This is a genomic window from Pantoea sp. GM01 (assembly GCF_000282675.1).
GTDB lineage: Bacteria > Pseudomonadota > Gammaproteobacteria > Enterobacterales > Enterobacteriaceae > Pantoea > Pantoea nemavictus.
The window spans coordinates 1-17491 of the sequence record NZ_AKIU01000032.1 but is presented as its reverse complement, the minus strand read 5'-3'; the positions used below and the strand labels follow the sequence as shown (position 1 = coordinate 17491).

The following is a 17491-nucleotide window of genomic DNA, read 5'->3' as shown; positions in this document are numbered from 1 at the left end:
GGCAGTTTCATCTATGCCGTGCGGCGACCGAGCAGAGGACGCCTGGCCGCCTGCTTCACACATTCTGAAACTGCCATATGCTTAGCGGGCGGAACCCCCGCGGAGCCAGTACGCTACTTAACTGGCGAGCATTACGCCATGAATGGCGACCCTACCGATTACAGTGCCTGGCCGCCTGAGGCTTCAATGCGTTGTGCGGTAATCCAGCCGGTTTCATCGCTGAGAATCGCGCTAATCGCATCACCGATATCATCCGGCAAGCCGACGCGGCCCAGCGCGGTAACCGAGGCGATATGATCGTTGAGATCTTTGGTATCACGCACGCGACCGCCGCCAAAGTCAGTTTCAATCGCGCCAGGTGCCAGAATGTTGACGCGAATATGACGCTCGCCCAGCTCCTTCGCCTGATAACGGGTTAACACCTCCATCGCCCCTTTGATTGCGGCGTAAGTGCCCGAACCTGGCAGCGTCAATCGGGTTAAGCCGCTGGAGATATTCAGGATGCGTCCACCATCGATGATTAGCGGCAACAGTTTTTGCGTCAGGAAGAACGGCCCTTTGAAGTGCACATTCACCAGCGCATCAAACTCATCCTCTGTGGTCTCAGCGAAGAGCTTGTAGTGACCGTGGCCGGCGTTGTTCACTAAATAATCAAAGTTGTCGCGTTGCCAGGTTTTTTGCAGCGCCTCTTTCACCTGCGCCACGAAGCCGTCGAACTGACCGGTGTCGCCAACATCCAGCTGCAGCGCCACCGCACGCGCGCCCAGCGCTTCAATCTCTTGCACCACCGCCTGTGCTTCATCCGCATGACCGCGATAGGTAAACAGGATATCGGTGCCTTTGGCGGCCAGTTTCAGCGCCCCATTCTTACCTAAACCGCGATTTCCGCCGGTAATCAATGCAATTTTATGACTCATGTTTCGCTCCAGTTGGAAAATTGAACACCGGATAAGGATATTCGCGAATAATTGATCTATAAACGCAGAGGAATACGCAGCACTGTTTCACTAACAACAACAATCGGTGCACAACATGGATAAAATTCACGCAATGCAGGTGTTTGTGCGGGTGGCCGAAATGGGCAGTTTTACCCGCGCGGCAGAAAGTCTGGGGTTACCGAAAGGCAGCGTATCGCGCCAGCTTCAGGCGCTGGAAAATCAAATGGGTACGCGCTTGCTGCATCGCACCACGCGCCGCGTGCATCTGACGCAGGATGGTTTGGTCTATTACGATCGCTGCCTCGATTTGTTGTCGATGCTCGACGACATGGACAGCCTGTTCCAGCACGATCCCGGCACCTTAAGCGGCAAGCTGCGGGTGGATATGTCGGTGGCGATGGCGACCGGCTTTGTGTTGCCGCGTCTGCCGGAGTTTTTGCAGCACTATCCTGGGCTCGAAATTGAGCTGAGCAGCAGCGACCGCCAGGTGGATGTGATACGTGAAGGCTTTGACTGCGTGGTACGCGTGGGTGAGCTGAAAGATTCCGGCCTGATTGCGCGAAAAATTGGCTCGCACGCCTTGATTAACTGCGCCAGCGCCGACTACCTTTCCCGTTTCGGCATGCCGGTGCGGCTGGAAGATCTGTCGCAACACGCGATGGTGCATTACAGCCAGCAGCTTGGGCAGCCTTCGCAAGGTTTTGAGTATTTCGATGGCAAACAGTGTCATTACATTCAAACCGGTGGCGTGGTGACGGTAAACAGTACTGAAACCTATCGCGCCGCGTGTATGGCCGGGCTCGGCATTATTCAGGTGCCGGCGATTGGCGTACAGCCGCTGCTGGAATCAGGAAAGCTGGTTGAAGTGCTGCATCACTTCCCTGCTAAACCGATGCCGATCTCGCTGCTTTATCCGCATCGCCGTAACGTGGCGCGCCGCGTGCGGGTGTTTATGGAGTGGCTCAGCCAAGTCCTACAAGAGTATGTGACATAAGACGCTATAATTGTATTTTCGCAGTGAACAGGATAACTATCGTCTATGACGGACAAAACCCCTAAAGAGACAGCGGCTGAGGCAGAAACCAAGCCGCTGATTGATATTAAAACCGGCAATAAAACCGTGGATGGCTCAATCCAAAATGTGTCGCGCTTCGCCGCCTGGTTTCAGGCGATTCCGGCGGTGGCGCACTTTATGCGCGCGCTGGAACGCTTTAACGATCGCCTCGGCAGCCAGTTTGGTGCAGCCATCACCTACTTCTCCTTTCTCTCCCTGATACCGATTTTGATGGTCTCCTTTGCGGCGGTCGGCTTTGTGCTGGCGTCGAATCAGGATTTGCTCACCGAGTTGATCAACAAAATCGTTAACAGCATCAGCGATCCGACGCTGGCAACTACGCTGAAGAACACGGTGAATACCGCGATTCAGCAGCGTGCCACGGTGGGAATAACCGGTTTGCTGCTGGCGCTTTACTCCGGCATCAACTGGATGGGCAATCTGCGTGAAGCGGTGCGTGCCCAGTCGCGCGACGTCTGGGAACGTAAGCCAGACGATCAGGAGAAGTTTTGGAAGAAGTACGCGCGCGATCTGCTGTCGCTGCTCGGTTTGATGTTTGCGCTGGTGATTACGCTGTCGCTGACCTCGATTGCCGGTGCGGCGCAGGCGGCCATCGTTAATGCGCTGGGGCTGGAGGATATTGAGTGGCTGCGTCCGGCGATGACGGTGATTGCGCTGTCGATCTCCATCTTCGCTAACTATCTGCTGTTCCTGTGGATCTTCTGGATTTTGCCGCGCCACAAGCCACGTAAAAAAGCGCTGTTCCGCGGCACGCTGCTGGCGGCGATTGGCTTTGAGGTGATCAAGTTTGTTATGACGCTGACGCTGCCGAAGCTGGCAACCTCGCCGTCTGGCGCGGCTTTTGGTTCGGTGCTTGGCTTGATGGCGTTTTTCTACTTCTTTGCGCGTTTGACACTGTTCTGCGCGGCGTGGATCGCTACGGCGAAATACAAAGATGATAAAGAGATGCCGCAGCCGCATCAGGCAAAATAAGCTGACGGGATTGTTACAAATGCCGTACTAGCTAAAAATGTTTCCTGCTGGCTATTTTTTCCGCAAAAACCAGCAGGAAACGCTGAAGGGTCACTTTAATTTGGCCCTTTTGCAGAGATTCCCGCCAAAAAAGTGACACTTCCCGTTCCCATCCGCCATTGATCGCTGCAACTCAGAAATTATCCACTTATTCGACGAAAAAGCCCGGTCTGACGCGGTTTTTCGCCATTGAATGCCGCAAACCAGGTGCGTAAGATTCTCTGTCTACATTTACAATTAAGAAACACTTATGCAAGCCTCCATCACAGAAACACTCGACAAAAAACACGACGAAACGCCGGTTAATTCACGTGGCAAAGTGGTTGTGGCATCGCTGGTCGGCACTGCCATTGAGTTCTTCGATTTCTATATCTATGCCACCGCCGCGGTGATTATTTTCCCGCACATCTTCTTCCCGCAGGGCGATCCTACCGTCGCCACGCTACAGTCGCTGGCGACCTTCGCTATCGCCTTTGTTGCGCGTCCAATTGGTTCTGCCGTATTTGGCCACTTTGGCGACCGCGTCGGTCGTAAAGCCACACTGGTCGCATCGCTGCTGACTATGGGCGTTTCGACGGTGCTGATTGGTTTGCTGCCGAGCTATCAAACGATTGGTGTGGCTGCTCCGCTGCTGCTGGCGCTGGCACGTTTTGGTCAGGGTCTTGGCCTAGGCGGAGAATGGGGCGGTGCAGCCCTGCTGGCTACCGAGAATGCGCCGGCGAAGAAACGCGCGCTTTATGGTTCGTTCCCACAGCTTGGCGCGCCGATTGGCTTCTTCTTCGCTAACGGTACTTTCCTGCTGCTTTCATGGCTGCTGACCGATGAGCAGTTCATGAACTGGGGCTGGCGCGTGCCGTTTATTCTCTCTGCGGTGCTGGTGTTGATTGGCCTGTATGTACGCGTTTCGCTGCATGAAAGCCCCGTGTTCGCCAAAGTGCAGAAAGAGAATAAGCAGGTAAAAATGCCGATTGGCACGCTGCTGAGCAAGCATATGACGGCGACGATTCTTGGCACTTTCATCATGCTGGCCACCTATACGCTGTTCTATATTATGACCGTCTACTCAATGAGCTACGGTACCGCGCCCGCGCCGGCCGGCCTTGGCTATTCGCGTAACAGCTTCCTGTGGATGCTGATGGTGGCGGTGATTGGTTTTGGTGTGATGGTACCGATTGCCGGTCTGCTGGCCGATCGCTTTGGCCGTCGTAAAACCATGATCACCATTACGCTGATGATTATCGCCTTCGCACTGATGTTCCCAATGCTGCTGGGTTCCGGTTCTCAGGTGCTGGTAATGGGCTTCCTGATCCTGGGCTTAAGCATTATGGGGCTAACCTTTGGTCCAATGGGCGCGCTGCTGCCGGAGTTGTTCCCGACCGAAGTGCGCTATACCGGCGCGTCTTTCTCTTACAACTTGTCGTCGATTCTTGGTGCATCCGTGGCGCCGTATATCGCCACCTGGTTGAATGCGAACTACGGTTTGCAGGCGGTGGGTTTCTATTTGGCTTCAATGGCGGTGCTGACGCTGATCGCGCTGATTGCCTGTAAAGAGACGCGCAATCAGACGCTGTATGAAGCGGTGTGATTGAGCGGTGCTGTACTCTGGTTCGTATGTGCTTGCTGTCCCCCTCCTCGGTCCTCCCCCATGAATGGGGGAGGAAGATGCTGCCATATGTTAGTTCTGAAGCTGCATGTGGCAGCGTCTCCTTCCCCCGCTTGCGGGGGAAGGCCGGGATGGGGGACAGCGAGTACATACATAGAGCAACAGCGAGCACTAATTAAAAAAAACCCCGGCAAGCCGGGGTTTTTTATTGTGCTGAAAACTGTGTCGCGCGTGGCTTAGCCAGCGACAGCGATACGTTTCATATCGGTCATGTAGCCACGCAGTTTGCGGCCTACTGATTCGATTGGATGCTGGCGTACCGCTTCGTTGACGTCGCGCAGCTGTGCGTTATCAACCTGCGTGCCTTCAATCGCTTTGCCCAGATCGCCCGGCTGCAGCGTGGTCATGAACTCTTTCAGCAATGGAACCGCGGCGAAGGAGAACAGGTAGTTACCGTATTCTGCGGTATCAGAGATAACCACGTTCATTTCATACAGACGCTTACGGGCGATGGTGTTGGCAATCAGCGGCAGCTCGTGCAGTGATTCGTAGTAAGCCGACTCTTCAATGATGCCCGCATCAACCATGGTTTCGAAGGCCAGCTCAACGCCTGCTTTCACCATCGCAACCATCACCACACCTTTGTCGTAGTACTCTTGCTCTTCGATTTTGCCCTCAAACTGCGGCGCGTTTTCGAATGCCGTTGCGCCGGTCTCTTCACGCCAGGTCAGCAGGTTTTTGTCGTCGTTAGCCCAGTCAGCCATCATGCCTGAGGAGAATTCGCCAGAGATGATGTCATCCATGTGCTTCTGGAACAGCGGCGCCATGATGGTTTTCAGCTGCTCAGACAGCGCGTAAGCGCGGATTTTCGCCGGGTTAGACAGGCGATCCATCATCAGCGTGATGCCGCCGAACTTCAGTGATTCGGTGATGGTTTCCCAGCCGAACTGAATCAGTTTTTCGGTGTAAGCCGCGTCGTGACCTTCAGCCACCAGCTTGTCGAAGCACAGCAGAGAACCGGCCTGCAGCATACCGCACAGGATAGTCTGCTCACCCATCAGGTCAGATTTCACTTCTGCAACGAAAGAAGATTCCAGCACGCCAGCACGGTCGCCGCCGGTGGCTGCAGCCCAGGCTTTCGCAATCGCCATGCCTTCGCCTTTTGGATCGTTCTCCGGGTGAACCGCGATCAGCGTCGGCACACCGAAACCGCGTTTGTACTCTTCACGCACTTCCGTACCTGGGCACTTCGGCGCCACCATCACTACGGTGATGTCTTTACGAATGGTTTCGCCCACTTCAACGATGTTGAAACCGTGCGAGTAACCCAGCGCAGCGCCATCTTTCATCAACGGCTGAACGGCCTGAACTACCGCTGAGTGCTGTTTGTCTGGCGTCAGGTTTACTACCAGATCGGCCTGCGGGATCAGATCTTCGTAAGTGCCGACTTTGAAACCGTTATCGGTTGCTTTGCGGAAAGAGGCACGCTTCTCAGCAATCGCTTCAGCACGCAGGGCATAGGCCACGTCGAGGCCAGAATCACGCATGTTCAGGCCCTGGTTCAGACCCTGAGCACCACAGCCAACGATGACCACTTTCTTGCCTTTCAGGAAGCTAGCGCCATCAGCGAATTCGTCGCGTGACATGAAACGACATTTTCCCAGCTGCGCTAACTGGTTGCGCAAATTCAGTGTGTTGAAGTAATTAGCCATGGGTACTCCGGTTAGATGTTGTGTTTGTTTTTGTTCAGTAACGGCGATGTGAACTACGCCGCGAATGACCCCATCATATGACAGGAAATCCGTTGCTTAAATTGATATATTAGCAAGGTCACATTGCAAAATTTGCAACACAACGTTGAGGCGATACGCGCATGGATTTACGAGACCTGAAGCTCTTCCTTCATCTGGCTGAAAGCTGCCACTTTGGCCGCACCGCACGCGCCATGCACGTCAGCCCATCGACCCTTTCACGCCAGATTCAGCGCCTGGAAGAGGATGTCGGTCACGCGCTGTTCCTGCGTGATAACCGCACCGTCACGCTGACCGAAGCCGGTGAGCGCCTGCGCCAGTTTGCGCAGCAGACGTTGCTGCAATATCAGCAGCTGCGCCATGTGATGGATCTAAACGGCCCGTCACTGAGCGGCGAGCTGCGCCTGTTCTGCTCGGTGACGGCCGCATACAGCCATCTGCCGCCGATTCTCGACCGCTTCCGCGCCGAACATCCGCAGGTAGAGATCAAACTCACCACCGGTGACGCCGCCGATGCGATTGAGATGGTGCAGTCCGGTGATGCCGATCTCGCCATTGCCGGTCGTCCCGAATCGCTGCCCGCCAGCATAGATTTTACGCCACTGGGGTTGATCCCGCTGGTGCTGATTGCCCCGGCGCTGCCTTGTCCGGTGCGCAGCCAGGCAACGCAGGACGAGCCTGATTGGGCGCAAATCCCGTTTATCCTGCCGGAACAAGGGCCTGCGCGCCGCGGTATTGATTTATGGTTCCGCCGCCAGCGCATCCCCAATCCACAGATTTACGCCACGGTTTCGGGACACGAGGCGATTGTTTCAATGGTGGCGCTGGGTTGTGGCATTGCGCTGCTGCCGGATGTGGTGCTGGAGAACAGTCCGGAACCGGTGCGCAATCGCGTGTTAACGCTGGAGAATGTGGAATCTGTCGCGCCGCTGGAGCTTGGCGTGTGCGTACAAAAAAAGCGGCTCGGGGAGCCGCTTATCAATGCGTTCTGGCACCAGCTATGATTATTGCCCGGCGAGGAAGAAACGAAACGCCGGGTTGTTCGCTTCGTCGTGCCATTCGTAACCCAACGCGGTGAGATGGGTTTCGAAATCCGGCTCTTGCTCGTTAGCTTCAAAGGCCGCCAGTACCCGGCCGTAATCGGTGCCGTGACTGCGATAGTGGAACAGCGAGATATTCCAGTGTGCGCCGAGCGTCTGCAGGAACTTCAGCAGCGCGCCCGGTGCTTCCGGGAATTCAAAGCTAAACAGGCGTTCGCGCAGCGGCTTCGATGGACGTCCGCCTACCATGTAGCGCACGTGCAGCTTGGCCATCTCATCATCCGAGAGATCCACCACACGATAACCGGCTTCATTCAGCTGGCTGATGATCTCACTGCGCTCCTCCAGCCCGCGCGTTAAGCGCACGCCGACGAAAATGCAGGCGTTATCCGCATCCGCGTAGCGATAGTTGAACTCGGTGATCGAACGTCCGCCGATGGTTTGGCAAAACTTGAGGAAACTGCCCTGCTGCTCTGGAATCGTCACCGCCAGCAGCGCTTCACGCTGCTCACCCAGTTCGCAACGCTCAGAGACATAGCGCAAGCCGTGGAAGTTGACGTTAGCACCTGACAGTACGTGTGCCAGGCGCTCGCCTTTGATGTCATGCTGCTGGATATACTTCTTCATACCCGCCAGCGCCAGCGCACCCGAAGGTTCCGCTACCGCGCGCACATCTTCGAACAGGTCTTTTACTGCCGCACAAATCGCATCGCTATCCACCGTGATGATGTCGTCGAGATATTCACGACACAGGCGGAAGGTTTCATCACCAATGCGTTTGACCGCCACGCCCTCGGCAAACAAGCCGACGCGCGGCAAATCTACCGGCTCACCGGCTTCCAGCGCCGCCTTTAGGCAGGCTGAATCTTCCGACTCCACGGCGATCACTTTGATTTGTGGCATCAGCTGCTTGATCAACACGGCAACGCCCGCCGCCAAACCGCCGCCGCCAACCGGCACGAAGACGCGATCGAGATGCGCATCCTGTTGCAGCAGTTCCATCGCCAACGTGCCCTGTCCAGCGATGACCGCCGGATGGTCAAACGGCGGTACGAAGGTGTAACCCTGCTGTTCAGACAGCTCAATCGCCTTGGCTTTTGCCTCGTCGAAATTGGCCCCAAAAAGATAAGCCTCACCGCCAAATGCGCGTACTGCATCAACCTTGATGTCTGCCGTGGCCAACGGCATCACAATCAGTGATTTGATGCCAAGCGTGCTGGCCGAGAGCGCCACGCCCTGCGCATGGTTACCGGCCGAAGCCGTCACCACGCCGCGCGCTTTTTGCTCTTCATTCAGCCCAGCTATCATCGCGTACGCCCCGCGCAGCTTGAAGCTGTGCACCGGCTGACGATCTTCACGCTTCACCAGAATGGTGTTGCCAAGACGCGATGATATTTTTTCCATTTTCTGCAGCGGCGTCACCTGGGCAATTTCATACACCGGTGAGCGCAGCACGGCGCGCAAATATTCCGCGCCGTTTGGCGACGCGGGTAGCGGTTGAGACTCAGCCATCGGTTAGCCTCCCAGCTTGGACTTATCGCGCACCGCGCCTTTGTCAGCGCTGGTCGCGAGTGATGCATAGGCGCGCAGGGCAAAGGAGACTTCACGCACACGGCCGTGCGGCGTATAGGCCGCTTCGCCACGCGCCTGCTCTTCTTCACGACGGGCATGCAGTTCGTTATCCGGCACCGCCAGTTTGATGCCACGGTTCGGGATATCGATTTCAATCATGTCGCCATCTTTCACCAGCGCAATGGTGCCGCCGCTCGCCGCTTCCGGAGAGGCGTGACCAATCGACAAACCGGAGGTGCCACCAGAGAAACGACCATCGGTGATCAATGCACAGCTTTTGCCGAGGCCCATCGATTTGAGATAGGTGGTTGGATAGAGCATTTCCTGCATGCCCGGCCCGCCTTTCGGCCCTTCGTAGCGGATAACCACCACGTCACCGGCCACCACTTTGCCACCAAGAATCGCTTCAACCGCATCGTCCTGGCTTTCGTACACTTTGGCCGGGCCTGTGAAGGTGAGGATCTCTTTGTCTACGCCGGCGGTTTTTACGATACAGCCATCTTCTGCAATATTGCCGTAAAGGACTGCCAGGCCGCCATCTTGTGAGTAAGCGTGCTCGCGCGTACGAATACAGCCTTCGCTGCGATCGTCATCCAACGTGTCCCAACGGCAATTCTGCGAAAATGCCTTGGTGGTACGAATACCGGCAGGTCCGGCGCGGAACATATCCTTCACGGCCTGATCTTTGGTCAGCATGATGTCGTACTGATCGAGGGTCTCACGCATGCTCTGCTGCAGAATGTTGCGCGCGCTGGTGTCGATCAGACCGGCACGATCCAGCTCACCGAGAATGGCGATAACGCCACCCGCGCGGTGCACATCTTCCATATGATATTTCGGCGTACTTGGCGCCACTTTACACAGCTGAGGCACTTTACGAGACAAGCGATCGATATCAGAGATATTGAAGTCGATTTCGCCTTCCAGCGCCGCTGCCAGCAGGTGCAGAACGGTATTAGTGGAACCGCCCATGGCGATATCCAGCGTCATCGCATTCTCGAACGCCGCCTTGGTGGCGATGTTACGCGGCAGCATGTTGTCGTCATCCTGCTCGTAATAGCGTTTGGTCAGGCTAACGATGCGCTTACCGGCATTAATGAACAGCTCTTTACGATCGGCGTGCGTTGCCAACAGTGAACCGTTACCCGGCTGCGACAAGCCCAGCGCTTCAGTCAGACAGTTCATGGAGTTGGCGGTGAACATCCCGGAACAGGAACCGCAGGTTGGACAAGCGGAACGTTCGATCTGATCGCTGTCGGCATCGCTGACGTTCGGGTTGGCACCCTGAATCATTGCGTCCACCAGATCCAGCTTGATGATTTGATCGGACAGTTTGGTTTTACCGGCTTCCATCGGGCCGCCAGAGACAAAGATCACCGGAATGTTGAGGCGCAGTGCCGCCATCAGCATGCCCGGGGTGATTTTGTCGCAGTTGGAGATACAGACCATGGCGTCGGCGCAGTGCGCGTTAACCATGTACTCCACTGAATCGGCAATTAGCTCACGTGAAGGCAGTGAATACAGCATGCCGCCATGACCCATGGCGATACCATCATCCACCGCAATGGTGTTGAACTCTTTAGCCACACCGCCTGCTGCTTCGATCTCCTCGGCAACCAGTTTGCCTAGATCGCGCAGGTGCACGTGGCCCGGTACGAATTGGGTGAATGAGTTGACCACGGCGATAATCGGCTTGCCGAAATCGTCGTCGGTCATTCCTGTCGCGCGCCACAGGGCACGGGCACCGGCCATGTTACGTCCATGGGTGGTGGTGGCGGAACGGTACTTAGGCATGCTCTATTTACTCCAGTAATAATAAGGTTGCGGGCGTCATCTGACACCCGCAAAAAAGCGCGTTATGCGTTAACCGGATCCAACCAGCCCCACTTGTCTTCCGTCTCGCCAGTAAACAGGCCAAAGAATGCCTTCTGGATACGGCCGGTGACCGGACCACGTTTACCTTCGCCGACCTGAATGCCGTCGACGCTGCGCACCGGAGTGATCTCCGCTGCAGTACCAGACATGAACACTTCGTCTGCCAGATACAGGGATTCGCGCGACAGCACCTGCTCACGCACTTCGATACCCATGTCTTGCGCCAGCTTGATGATGGCGTCACGCGTGATGCCCGGCAGCGCTGAAGAGGTGAACGGTGGCGTGAACAGAATGCCATCTTTCACTTCGAACAAGTTTTCGCCAGCACCTTCTGAAATATAGCCATTGGTGTCGAGGGCGATACCTTCCTGATAGCCGTGGCGACGTGCTTCGCTACCCACCAGCAGCGAGGAGAGATAGTTACCACCCGCTTTTGCGGCGGTCGGCAAGGTGTTTGGTGCCACGCGGTTCCACGAAGAAACCATCGCGTCGATGCCGTTTTCCAGCGCTTCAGCGCCCAGGTAAGCACCCCATGGGAAGGCGGCGATGATTACATCGGTGGTGTAGCCATCTGGCGGGTTTACACCCAGACCCACGTCACCCACAAAGGCCAGCGGACGGATATAAGCGCTTTTCAGTTTGTTCACGCGGATCACTTCGCGGCACGCTTCCATCAGTTCATCAACGCTGGCTTTAATCGGGAAACGATAAATTTTGGCGGATTCATGCAGACGCTTCATGTGCTCACGGTGACGGAACACCACTGGGCCTTTGTGTGAGTCGTAGCAACGCACGCCTTCAAACACAGAAGTACCGTAATGCAGTGCATGAGACATCACGCTAACCTTGGCGTCCTCCCACTTAACCATCTCCCCATTGAACCAAATAAAGTCTGCTTTCTTCGTACTCATTGCTTTTTTCCTTTGGCGACTAAGCGCGGATTTGTTGTGTTGTCTGTTGTTGGATCTCGACGCAAGCGACATCCATAAGTTTGCTTAACTGCGAAGACAGTAAATCGACAGAGCGTTGGCTGGCAACGGTCATTTCGATATTAATGTTCCCGGCATTGACCGCGGAGGCCATATTCATCGCACACACCTGGAAGCCGCGGTGACGCACGACACGCAAAATGCGCTCCAATATTTCAGGACGAAAGCGGGCTTCGATAGACAATTGATGCTGATTCATGCGGTTCTCTCCATCATGTTTGCGTTGCTGGCACCCGGTGGTACCAATGGCCAGACGTTTTCATGCTCATCTATAGAAACATGCAGGAAGTAAGGACCTTCACTGTTCAGCAGAGCATCGAGGGCGGCGTCGACCTGATCTTTACGGCTAATGCGCTGGCCCGGAATATCAAAGGCGCTGGCCAGCGTGAGGAAATCGGGATTATCGGTAAGAATGGTTTCGCTATAGCGACCATCAAAGAACAGTTGCTGCCACTGGCGCACCATGCCCAGACGTTGGTTATCCAACAGCAGGATTTTCACCGGTAACTTGCCGCGCTTGATGGTGCCCAGCTCCTGAATGTTCATCATGATTGAGCCATCGCCGGACACGCAGATTACCGTATCTTTAGGACGCGCCACTTGCGCACCGATCGCCGCCGGCAGACCAAAGCCCATGGTGCCGAGGCCGCTAGAGGTAATGAAGTTTTCGGGAGCGGTGAAGCTCATGTGCTGAGCGGCCCACATCTGGTGCTGGCCCACATCGGTGGTCACCACGGCGCTATCTGCTTTACGATCGGACAACTGCTTCAGCAGCAACGGCGCGTAAATCGCTTCGCCTGGATGATCATAACGCCAGTCGAATTCGCTTTTCATCGCGCTCACTTCTTTGCGCCAGCCATCAATCTGCAGCGGCATGCTGAGCGCAGGCAACACCTGATTCATATCGCCCTGCAACGAGACATGTGCACGACGCAGTTTGTTCAGCTCGGCAGGATCGATATCGATGTGAATGACGCTGGCATGAGGTGCAAAAGTATCCAGCTTGCCGGTGACGCGGTCGTCAAAGCGCGCGCCCACTGCAATCAGCAAATCACAGGATTGCACGGCGAGGTTGGCGGCTTTGGTGCCGTGCATGCCCAGCATACCCAGATAAAGATCGCTGCTGGCATCCGCGCTGCCGAGACCTTTCAAAGTGGAAACCATCGGAATACCGGTTTCCTGCGCCATGGCGCGCAGTGCTGGAACCGCCTGCGCCATTCCTACGCCACCACCGATATACAACATCGGTTTGTGGGACTGCGCCATTAAGGCTCGCGCCTCCGCGATATGTTGCGCGGAATGGCTCACTTCTTCTTCCACTGGCAGCAGGTGCGGCGTCAGTTCGCCATTGGCGACCTGAATGTCTTTCGGGATATCGACCAGCACCGGGCCAGGGCGACCCGCCTGGGCAATGGCGAAGGCTTCGGCCATGACAGAAGGTAAATCATCAAGGGATTCAACGAGGAAACTGTGCTTGGTGCAGGCTAATGACAAACCGAGAACATCGATTTCCTGGAAGGCGTCGGTACCGATGAAGGCGGAAGAGACCTGACCGGTGATCGCCACAACGGGGATTGAATCCATCATCGCATCCGCCAGCCCTGTAATCAGGTTGGTGGCACCAGGGCCCGAAGTCGCAATACATACCCCAGTCTTCCCGGTTGCGCGGGCATAACCAATTGCCGCCATCACCGCACCTTGCTCATGACGGCACAGTAGGTGTTCCACGCCGCCATCGTAGAGCGCGTCGTACACTGGCATGATTGCGCCGCCAGGATAGCCAAACACTGTATCGACACCCTGCGCGCGTAAAGCCTGAACTACCCACTGTGCACCTGTCATGGTTATTCTCCTGTATTCCTTGGGGAACAACAGAATTTTATGCTACTGCTCATAATCTGTTCCTCGCTGATTCGCTGATATTTCATCTGGTTAAAAAAAAACCCCCGGACCTTTCGGTGCGGGGGTTTTTGGAATTCCAGACTTGATTTTTAAGCCTTTCTTTCTCCAAGCGATGCCCCGCACGGTGGGATAATAATCACCACCACGCTAATCACGACTAGGCTAATCACTTGTAGAAGGGCTTTCATGTGTAATTTGTTTTTTCGATTGTTCGAAGTAATACCTACAGAGTTACCATAGTTAGCATGATGTTGACAATAATTTTCATGGGATTTTTTTATAGCGACTTTGGCGCCTGTCCGTTATCACATTGTAAGTAAAAGGTTATTTACATTTGTGATAAATATTCATTACGCACGCGGCGTAATTTTCATTTGTGGTTTGAGAGGCGGTTCCGAATTACAGCGAAACAACTGCAACTATTGCTGAACGTAAGGAGTCGAGGTCTGGAAATGTCGCGTTGGTATTTGATCGACCACATTAGGGCACAGATGATAAAGGCAACAAGGAGCTGTTATGTCTTTATCAAAAGTATTAACGCGGGCAGCGCTGGGTGTGCAGGCTCCGCTGGTGACGGTGGAAGTACATATCAGTAATGGCTTACCCGCCCTAACATTGGTTGGCCTGCCCGAAACCACGGTTAAAGAAGCCAGAGAACGGGTGCGCAGTGCGATTATCAACAGTGGATTCACCTTCCCGGCGAAACGCGTCACCATTAATCTTGCACCTGCCGATCTCCCTAAAGAAGGCGGACGCTATGACCTACCAATCGCTATCGCGATTCTGGCGGCCTCTGAGCAGCTTCCTGACGCAAAACTGGCGCAATATGAATTCCTGGGGGAGTTAGCCCTCAACGGCGCGCTCTGTGGCGTTCAGGCAGCTATTCCGGCAGCCATGGCAGCATTGCAAGCAGGCCGACAAATGGTGTTAGCTGAACAGAATCAACAGGATGTAGGATTGATTCAGCAAGGCGAGACGTTGGTTGGCAAACATCTGGTCGAAATCTGCGCCTTTCTACATAACCAAACAACATTGACTGTCGCCCACTATCAACCCGATACGATTGAGCAGGGGAAGCAAGACCTCAGCGATATCATTGGTCAGGATCAAGGCCGGCGGGCGCTCGAGATTACAGCTGCGGGTGGGCATAATCTATTACTCATTGGACCGCCGGGCACCGGTAAGACGATGCTGGCGACGCGTCTGCCGGGAATCATGCCGCCGTTAGACGACCAGGAAGCGCTGGAGTGCGCCGCTATCGCCAGTCTGGTCAGCAGTGGCAATCTGCATCAACAGTGGCGTAAACGGCCGTTCAGAGCGCCTCACCACAGTGCTTCATTGTATGCGCTAGTGGGTGGCGGTTCACTACCACGCCCGGGAGAAATCTCTTTGGCGCACAACGGCGTGTTGTTCCTTGATGAACTGCCGGAGTTTGAGCGCAAAACGCTGGATGCGTTACGCGAACCCATTGAGTCAGGTGAGATTGCCATTTCGCGTACCCGCGCTAAAGTGACCTATCCAGCGCGCTTTCAATTAATTGGTGCAATGAATCCTAGCCCCACCGGGCATTATCAGGGCAACCACAATCGCTCTTCTCCACAACAAGTCTTGCGCTATCTCAATCGCCTTTCAGGACCTTTTCTTGACCGCTTTGATCTCTCGCTGGAAGTCCCTCTTCTCCCGAGCGGATCGTTAAGTAAGAAACATCAGGTCAGCGAAAGCAGCGCTGAGGTTTTGAGTCGCGTCCTTGTGGCCCGTGAGATCCAAACAGCGCGTAGTGGCAAGGTGAATGCCCACCTCTCTAACCCAGAGATTTTACGCTGGTGCCCGTTAAAGCAGCAGGATGCTGAATGGCTGGAAGGGGTATTGAATTCGTTGGGACTTTCAGTGCGTGCATGGCAGCGGATTCTAAAAGTGGCGAGAACAATTGCTGACTTAGCAGGTGAAGAGTCGATTCAGCGGGATCATTTGCAGGAAGCGGTGGGTTATCGCAGCATTGACCGTTTAATGATCTATCTACATAAAAATCTGGAATAAAAAACGGGGCTTATTTAAGCCCCGCTATTCTTAATCATCGCTATCGCTGAAATCTTCCACGGTGTCCATCTGCGGCTTCCCGCCAGACAACGTGTGGAAACGCTTAGGACGCTTGATACGTGCGGTATATTTCGACCATACGCGTTCAGCTTCCGTTTGCGGCTCACGAAGACCACGACATACTTCTAAAAATGAACGCTCTTCTTCTGTAGTGGGTTCACGCTTAGCGAGATCCAGTTCATTAAAGGCGTAACCGTGGCGCTCCAGAAGCTGAGCTTCTTTAATGGTGAAATCACCATGACGCGAAAAACCACGTGGGTAATGTTTGTTATCAAAGAAACGATTCGTTGTTGCGAAGCTATCCGCCATTTTACACGCTCCTGACTCTCATATGGCCGTGCTATTTATGGCGCGGAGTATTAGATAGGCTTGACAGAGTGTAAAACAAAACATTTAAATCAGTACGACAAACAATTTTTGGGAGAATGCAGTGGATACGGAATTACTGAAAACTTTCCTCGAAGTGAGCAGAACGCGTCATTTCGGGCGTGCTGCTGAAGCGCTTTACCTCACGCAATCTGCCGTTAGTTTTCGCATTCGTCAGCTGGAGAATCAGCTGGGCGTTAATCTTTTTACTCGTCACCGTAATAACATCCGGCTGACTTCGGCAGGTGAGCGTTTATTACCCTATGCCGAAAGCTTGATGAGTACGTGGTTGATGGCTAAAAAGGAAGTTTCGCACACACAGCAGCATCACGAGCTTTCAATAGGAGGCAGCGCATCCCTTTGGGAAGCCTATTTAACTCCTTGGTTACAAACACTTTATGAGAACAGAGAGAGCCTTCACCTTGAAGCACGGATTGCCCAACGACATCTATTGGTTAAGCAATTACATGAACGTCAGTTGGACTTGTTGATTACCACCGAAGCACCAAAGATGGATGAGTTAACCAGTCAGCAGATTGGCCATATCTCACTCGCATTATTCCGAGCGCGGAAAACTGAGAAGCGTGAAAAGTATGATTACATTAAGCTGGAATGGGGCGCGGATTTTCATCAACATGAAAGTTATCTATCCAGCGACGATGTTCCAGTATTAACCACCACATCAGCACATGTTACGCGTGAATTACTGCATACCACGGGTGCGTGTGCATTTTTACCTGATTTCTGGCACGGAATTTATAGTGATTTGATGGTTATTCCAGATACACCAGTCGCTGTGCGACCGTTATATGCGGTGTGGCTGCAGAATAGCGATCAGCAGAGTCACATCCGCCAGCTGCTTAAATATCCTGTATTGGCACCATAAGATAATAAATGAGGAGAGTTTGAGTGGATCACAGTGAAACTCAAACTCATTTCACTGCTGAATTTTGGACAAAAAAAATCCTTTGCCGAAGCAAAGGATTATTTTCTGGCAGGGGCGGAGGGACTCGAACCCCCAACACCCGGTTTTGGAGACCGGTGCTCTACCAATTGAACTACGCCCCTAATTAGGGTGGCGGAACGGACGGGGCTCGAACCCGCGACCCCCTGCGTGACAGGCAGGTATTCTAACCAACTGAACTACCGCTCCACCGATTCTGTACTGACATCAGAAAATCGTTCTGATTTCAGGTGTTTCGCCCTTTCCGCGTCACCGGGAAGGTCACGATCCGATAACGGATCTTAAATTGATGCCTGGCAGTTCCCTAC

The 17491-nt window shown here is 54.3% G+C and carries 15 protein-coding genes and 2 tRNA genes; 6 read left to right on the top strand and 11 right to left on the bottom strand.

Annotated elements, in window-relative coordinates; genetic code table 11:
- Positions 1-158: 158 nt before the first annotated feature.
- Complete coding sequence (locus PMI17_RS09700) at positions 159-917, bottom strand: SDR family NAD(P)-dependent oxidoreductase (RefSeq protein ID WP_007888830.1); 759 nt, start codon at positions 915-917, stop codon at positions 159-161.
- 115 nt (positions 918-1032) lie between these two features.
- Between PMI17_RS09700 and PMI17_RS09695 the strand changes: the two genes are divergently transcribed.
- The 3 genes from PMI17_RS09695 (at position 1033) to PMI17_RS09685 (ending at position 4609) form a co-directional block, all read left to right on the top strand.
- Positions 1033-1932: a LysR family transcriptional regulator gene (locus PMI17_RS09695; protein WP_007888829.1), complete on the top strand. Its 900-nt coding sequence runs from the start codon at positions 1033-1035 to the stop codon at positions 1930-1932.
- A gap of 45 nt (positions 1933-1977) precedes the next feature.
- Positions 1978-2985 (top strand): inner membrane protein YhjD, encoded by a 1008-nt coding sequence (gene yhjD / locus PMI17_RS09690; protein ID WP_007888827.1) that lies wholly within the window; start codon positions 1978-1980, stop codon positions 2983-2985.
- 289 nt (positions 2986-3274) lie between these two features.
- Complete coding sequence (locus PMI17_RS09685; protein ID WP_007888826.1) at positions 3275-4609, top strand: MFS transporter; 1335 nt, start codon at positions 3275-3277, stop codon at positions 4607-4609.
- Positions 4610-4863: 254 nt separating this feature from the next.
- On the opposite strand, the gene ilvC is transcribed toward PMI17_RS09685, so the two are convergent.
- On the bottom strand, positions 4864-6339 hold the full coding sequence (gene ilvC / locus PMI17_RS09680; protein ID WP_007888825.1) for a ketol-acid reductoisomerase: 1476 nt from the start codon (positions 6337-6339) through the stop codon (positions 4864-4866).
- Positions 6340-6500: 161 nt separating this feature from the next.
- Between ilvC and ilvY the strand changes: the two genes are divergently transcribed.
- Positions 6501-7382: an HTH-type transcriptional activator IlvY gene (ilvY, locus tag PMI17_RS09675; protein ID WP_007888824.1), complete on the top strand. Its 882-nt coding sequence runs from the start codon at positions 6501-6503 to the stop codon at positions 7380-7382.
- Here ilvY and ilvA read toward each other — a convergent pair whose 3' ends face one another.
- The 6 genes from ilvA to ilvL all read right to left on the bottom strand — a co-directional run bounded on the left by ilvA (position 7383) and on the right by ilvL (position 13944).
- Positions 7383-8930 (bottom strand): threonine ammonia-lyase, biosynthetic, encoded by a 1548-nt coding sequence (gene ilvA, locus PMI17_RS09670; protein ID WP_007888823.1) that lies wholly within the window; start codon positions 8928-8930, stop codon positions 7383-7385. It lies immediately after the preceding gene.
- A gap of 3 nt (positions 8931-8933) precedes the next feature.
- Complete coding sequence (ilvD, locus tag PMI17_RS09665; RefSeq protein ID WP_007888822.1) at positions 8934-10784, bottom strand: dihydroxy-acid dehydratase; 1851 nt, start codon at positions 10782-10784, stop codon at positions 8934-8936.
- 62 nt (positions 10785-10846) lie between these two features.
- Positions 10847-11776, bottom strand: a complete 930-nt coding sequence (locus tag PMI17_RS09660; protein WP_007888821.1) for a branched-chain amino acid transaminase — start codon at positions 11774-11776, stop codon at positions 10847-10849.
- Between the two features lie 19 nt (positions 11777-11795).
- Positions 11796-12053 carry an acetolactate synthase 2 small subunit gene (gene ilvM, locus PMI17_RS09655; protein WP_007888814.1) on the bottom strand — a complete coding sequence of 86 codons (258 nt, stop codon included), beginning with the start codon at positions 12051-12053 and terminating at the stop codon, positions 11796-11798.
- Entirely contained in the window at positions 12050-13696 is a 1647-nt protein-coding gene (gene ilvG, locus PMI17_RS09650) for an acetolactate synthase 2 catalytic subunit (protein ID WP_007888813.1), read from the bottom strand. Before ilvG ends, ilvM begins: the two co-directional genes overlap by 4 nt.
- Before the next feature lie 149 nt (positions 13697-13845).
- On the bottom strand, positions 13846-13944 hold the full coding sequence (ilvL, locus tag PMI17_RS24795) for an ilv operon leader peptide (RefSeq protein ID WP_071531048.1): 99 nt from the start codon (positions 13942-13944) through the stop codon (positions 13846-13848).
- A 328-nt stretch (positions 13945-14272) separates the two neighbouring features.
- Between ilvL and PMI17_RS09645 the strand changes: the two genes are divergently transcribed.
- Positions 14273-15793 carry a YifB family Mg chelatase-like AAA ATPase gene (locus PMI17_RS09645; RefSeq protein WP_007888812.1) on the top strand — a complete coding sequence of 507 codons (1521 nt, stop codon included), beginning with the start codon at positions 14273-14275 and terminating at the stop codon, positions 15791-15793.
- 30 nt (positions 15794-15823) lie between these two features.
- On the opposite strand, the gene PMI17_RS09640 is transcribed toward PMI17_RS09645, so the two are convergent.
- Complete coding sequence (locus tag PMI17_RS09640; RefSeq protein WP_007888811.1) at positions 15824-16162, bottom strand: DUF413 domain-containing protein; 339 nt, start codon at positions 16160-16162, stop codon at positions 15824-15826.
- 121 nt (positions 16163-16283) lie between these two features.
- On the opposite strand from PMI17_RS09640, the gene hdfR reads away from it, so the two are divergent.
- Positions 16284-17105 carry an HTH-type transcriptional regulator HdfR gene (gene hdfR, locus PMI17_RS09635; protein ID WP_007888807.1) on the top strand — a complete coding sequence of 274 codons (822 nt, stop codon included), beginning with the start codon at positions 16284-16286 and terminating at the stop codon, positions 17103-17105.
- Between the two features lie 106 nt (positions 17106-17211).
- On the opposite strand, the gene PMI17_RS09630 is transcribed toward hdfR, so the two are convergent.
- Together PMI17_RS09630 and PMI17_RS09625 are read right to left on the bottom strand one after the other, a co-directional pair.
- Positions 17212-17287: transfer RNA gene (locus PMI17_RS09630), tRNA-Trp, on the bottom strand.
- Positions 17288-17295: 8 nt separating this feature from the next.
- Positions 17296-17372, bottom strand: a tRNA-Asp gene (locus tag PMI17_RS09625).
- Positions 17373-17491: the final 119 nt, after the last annotated feature.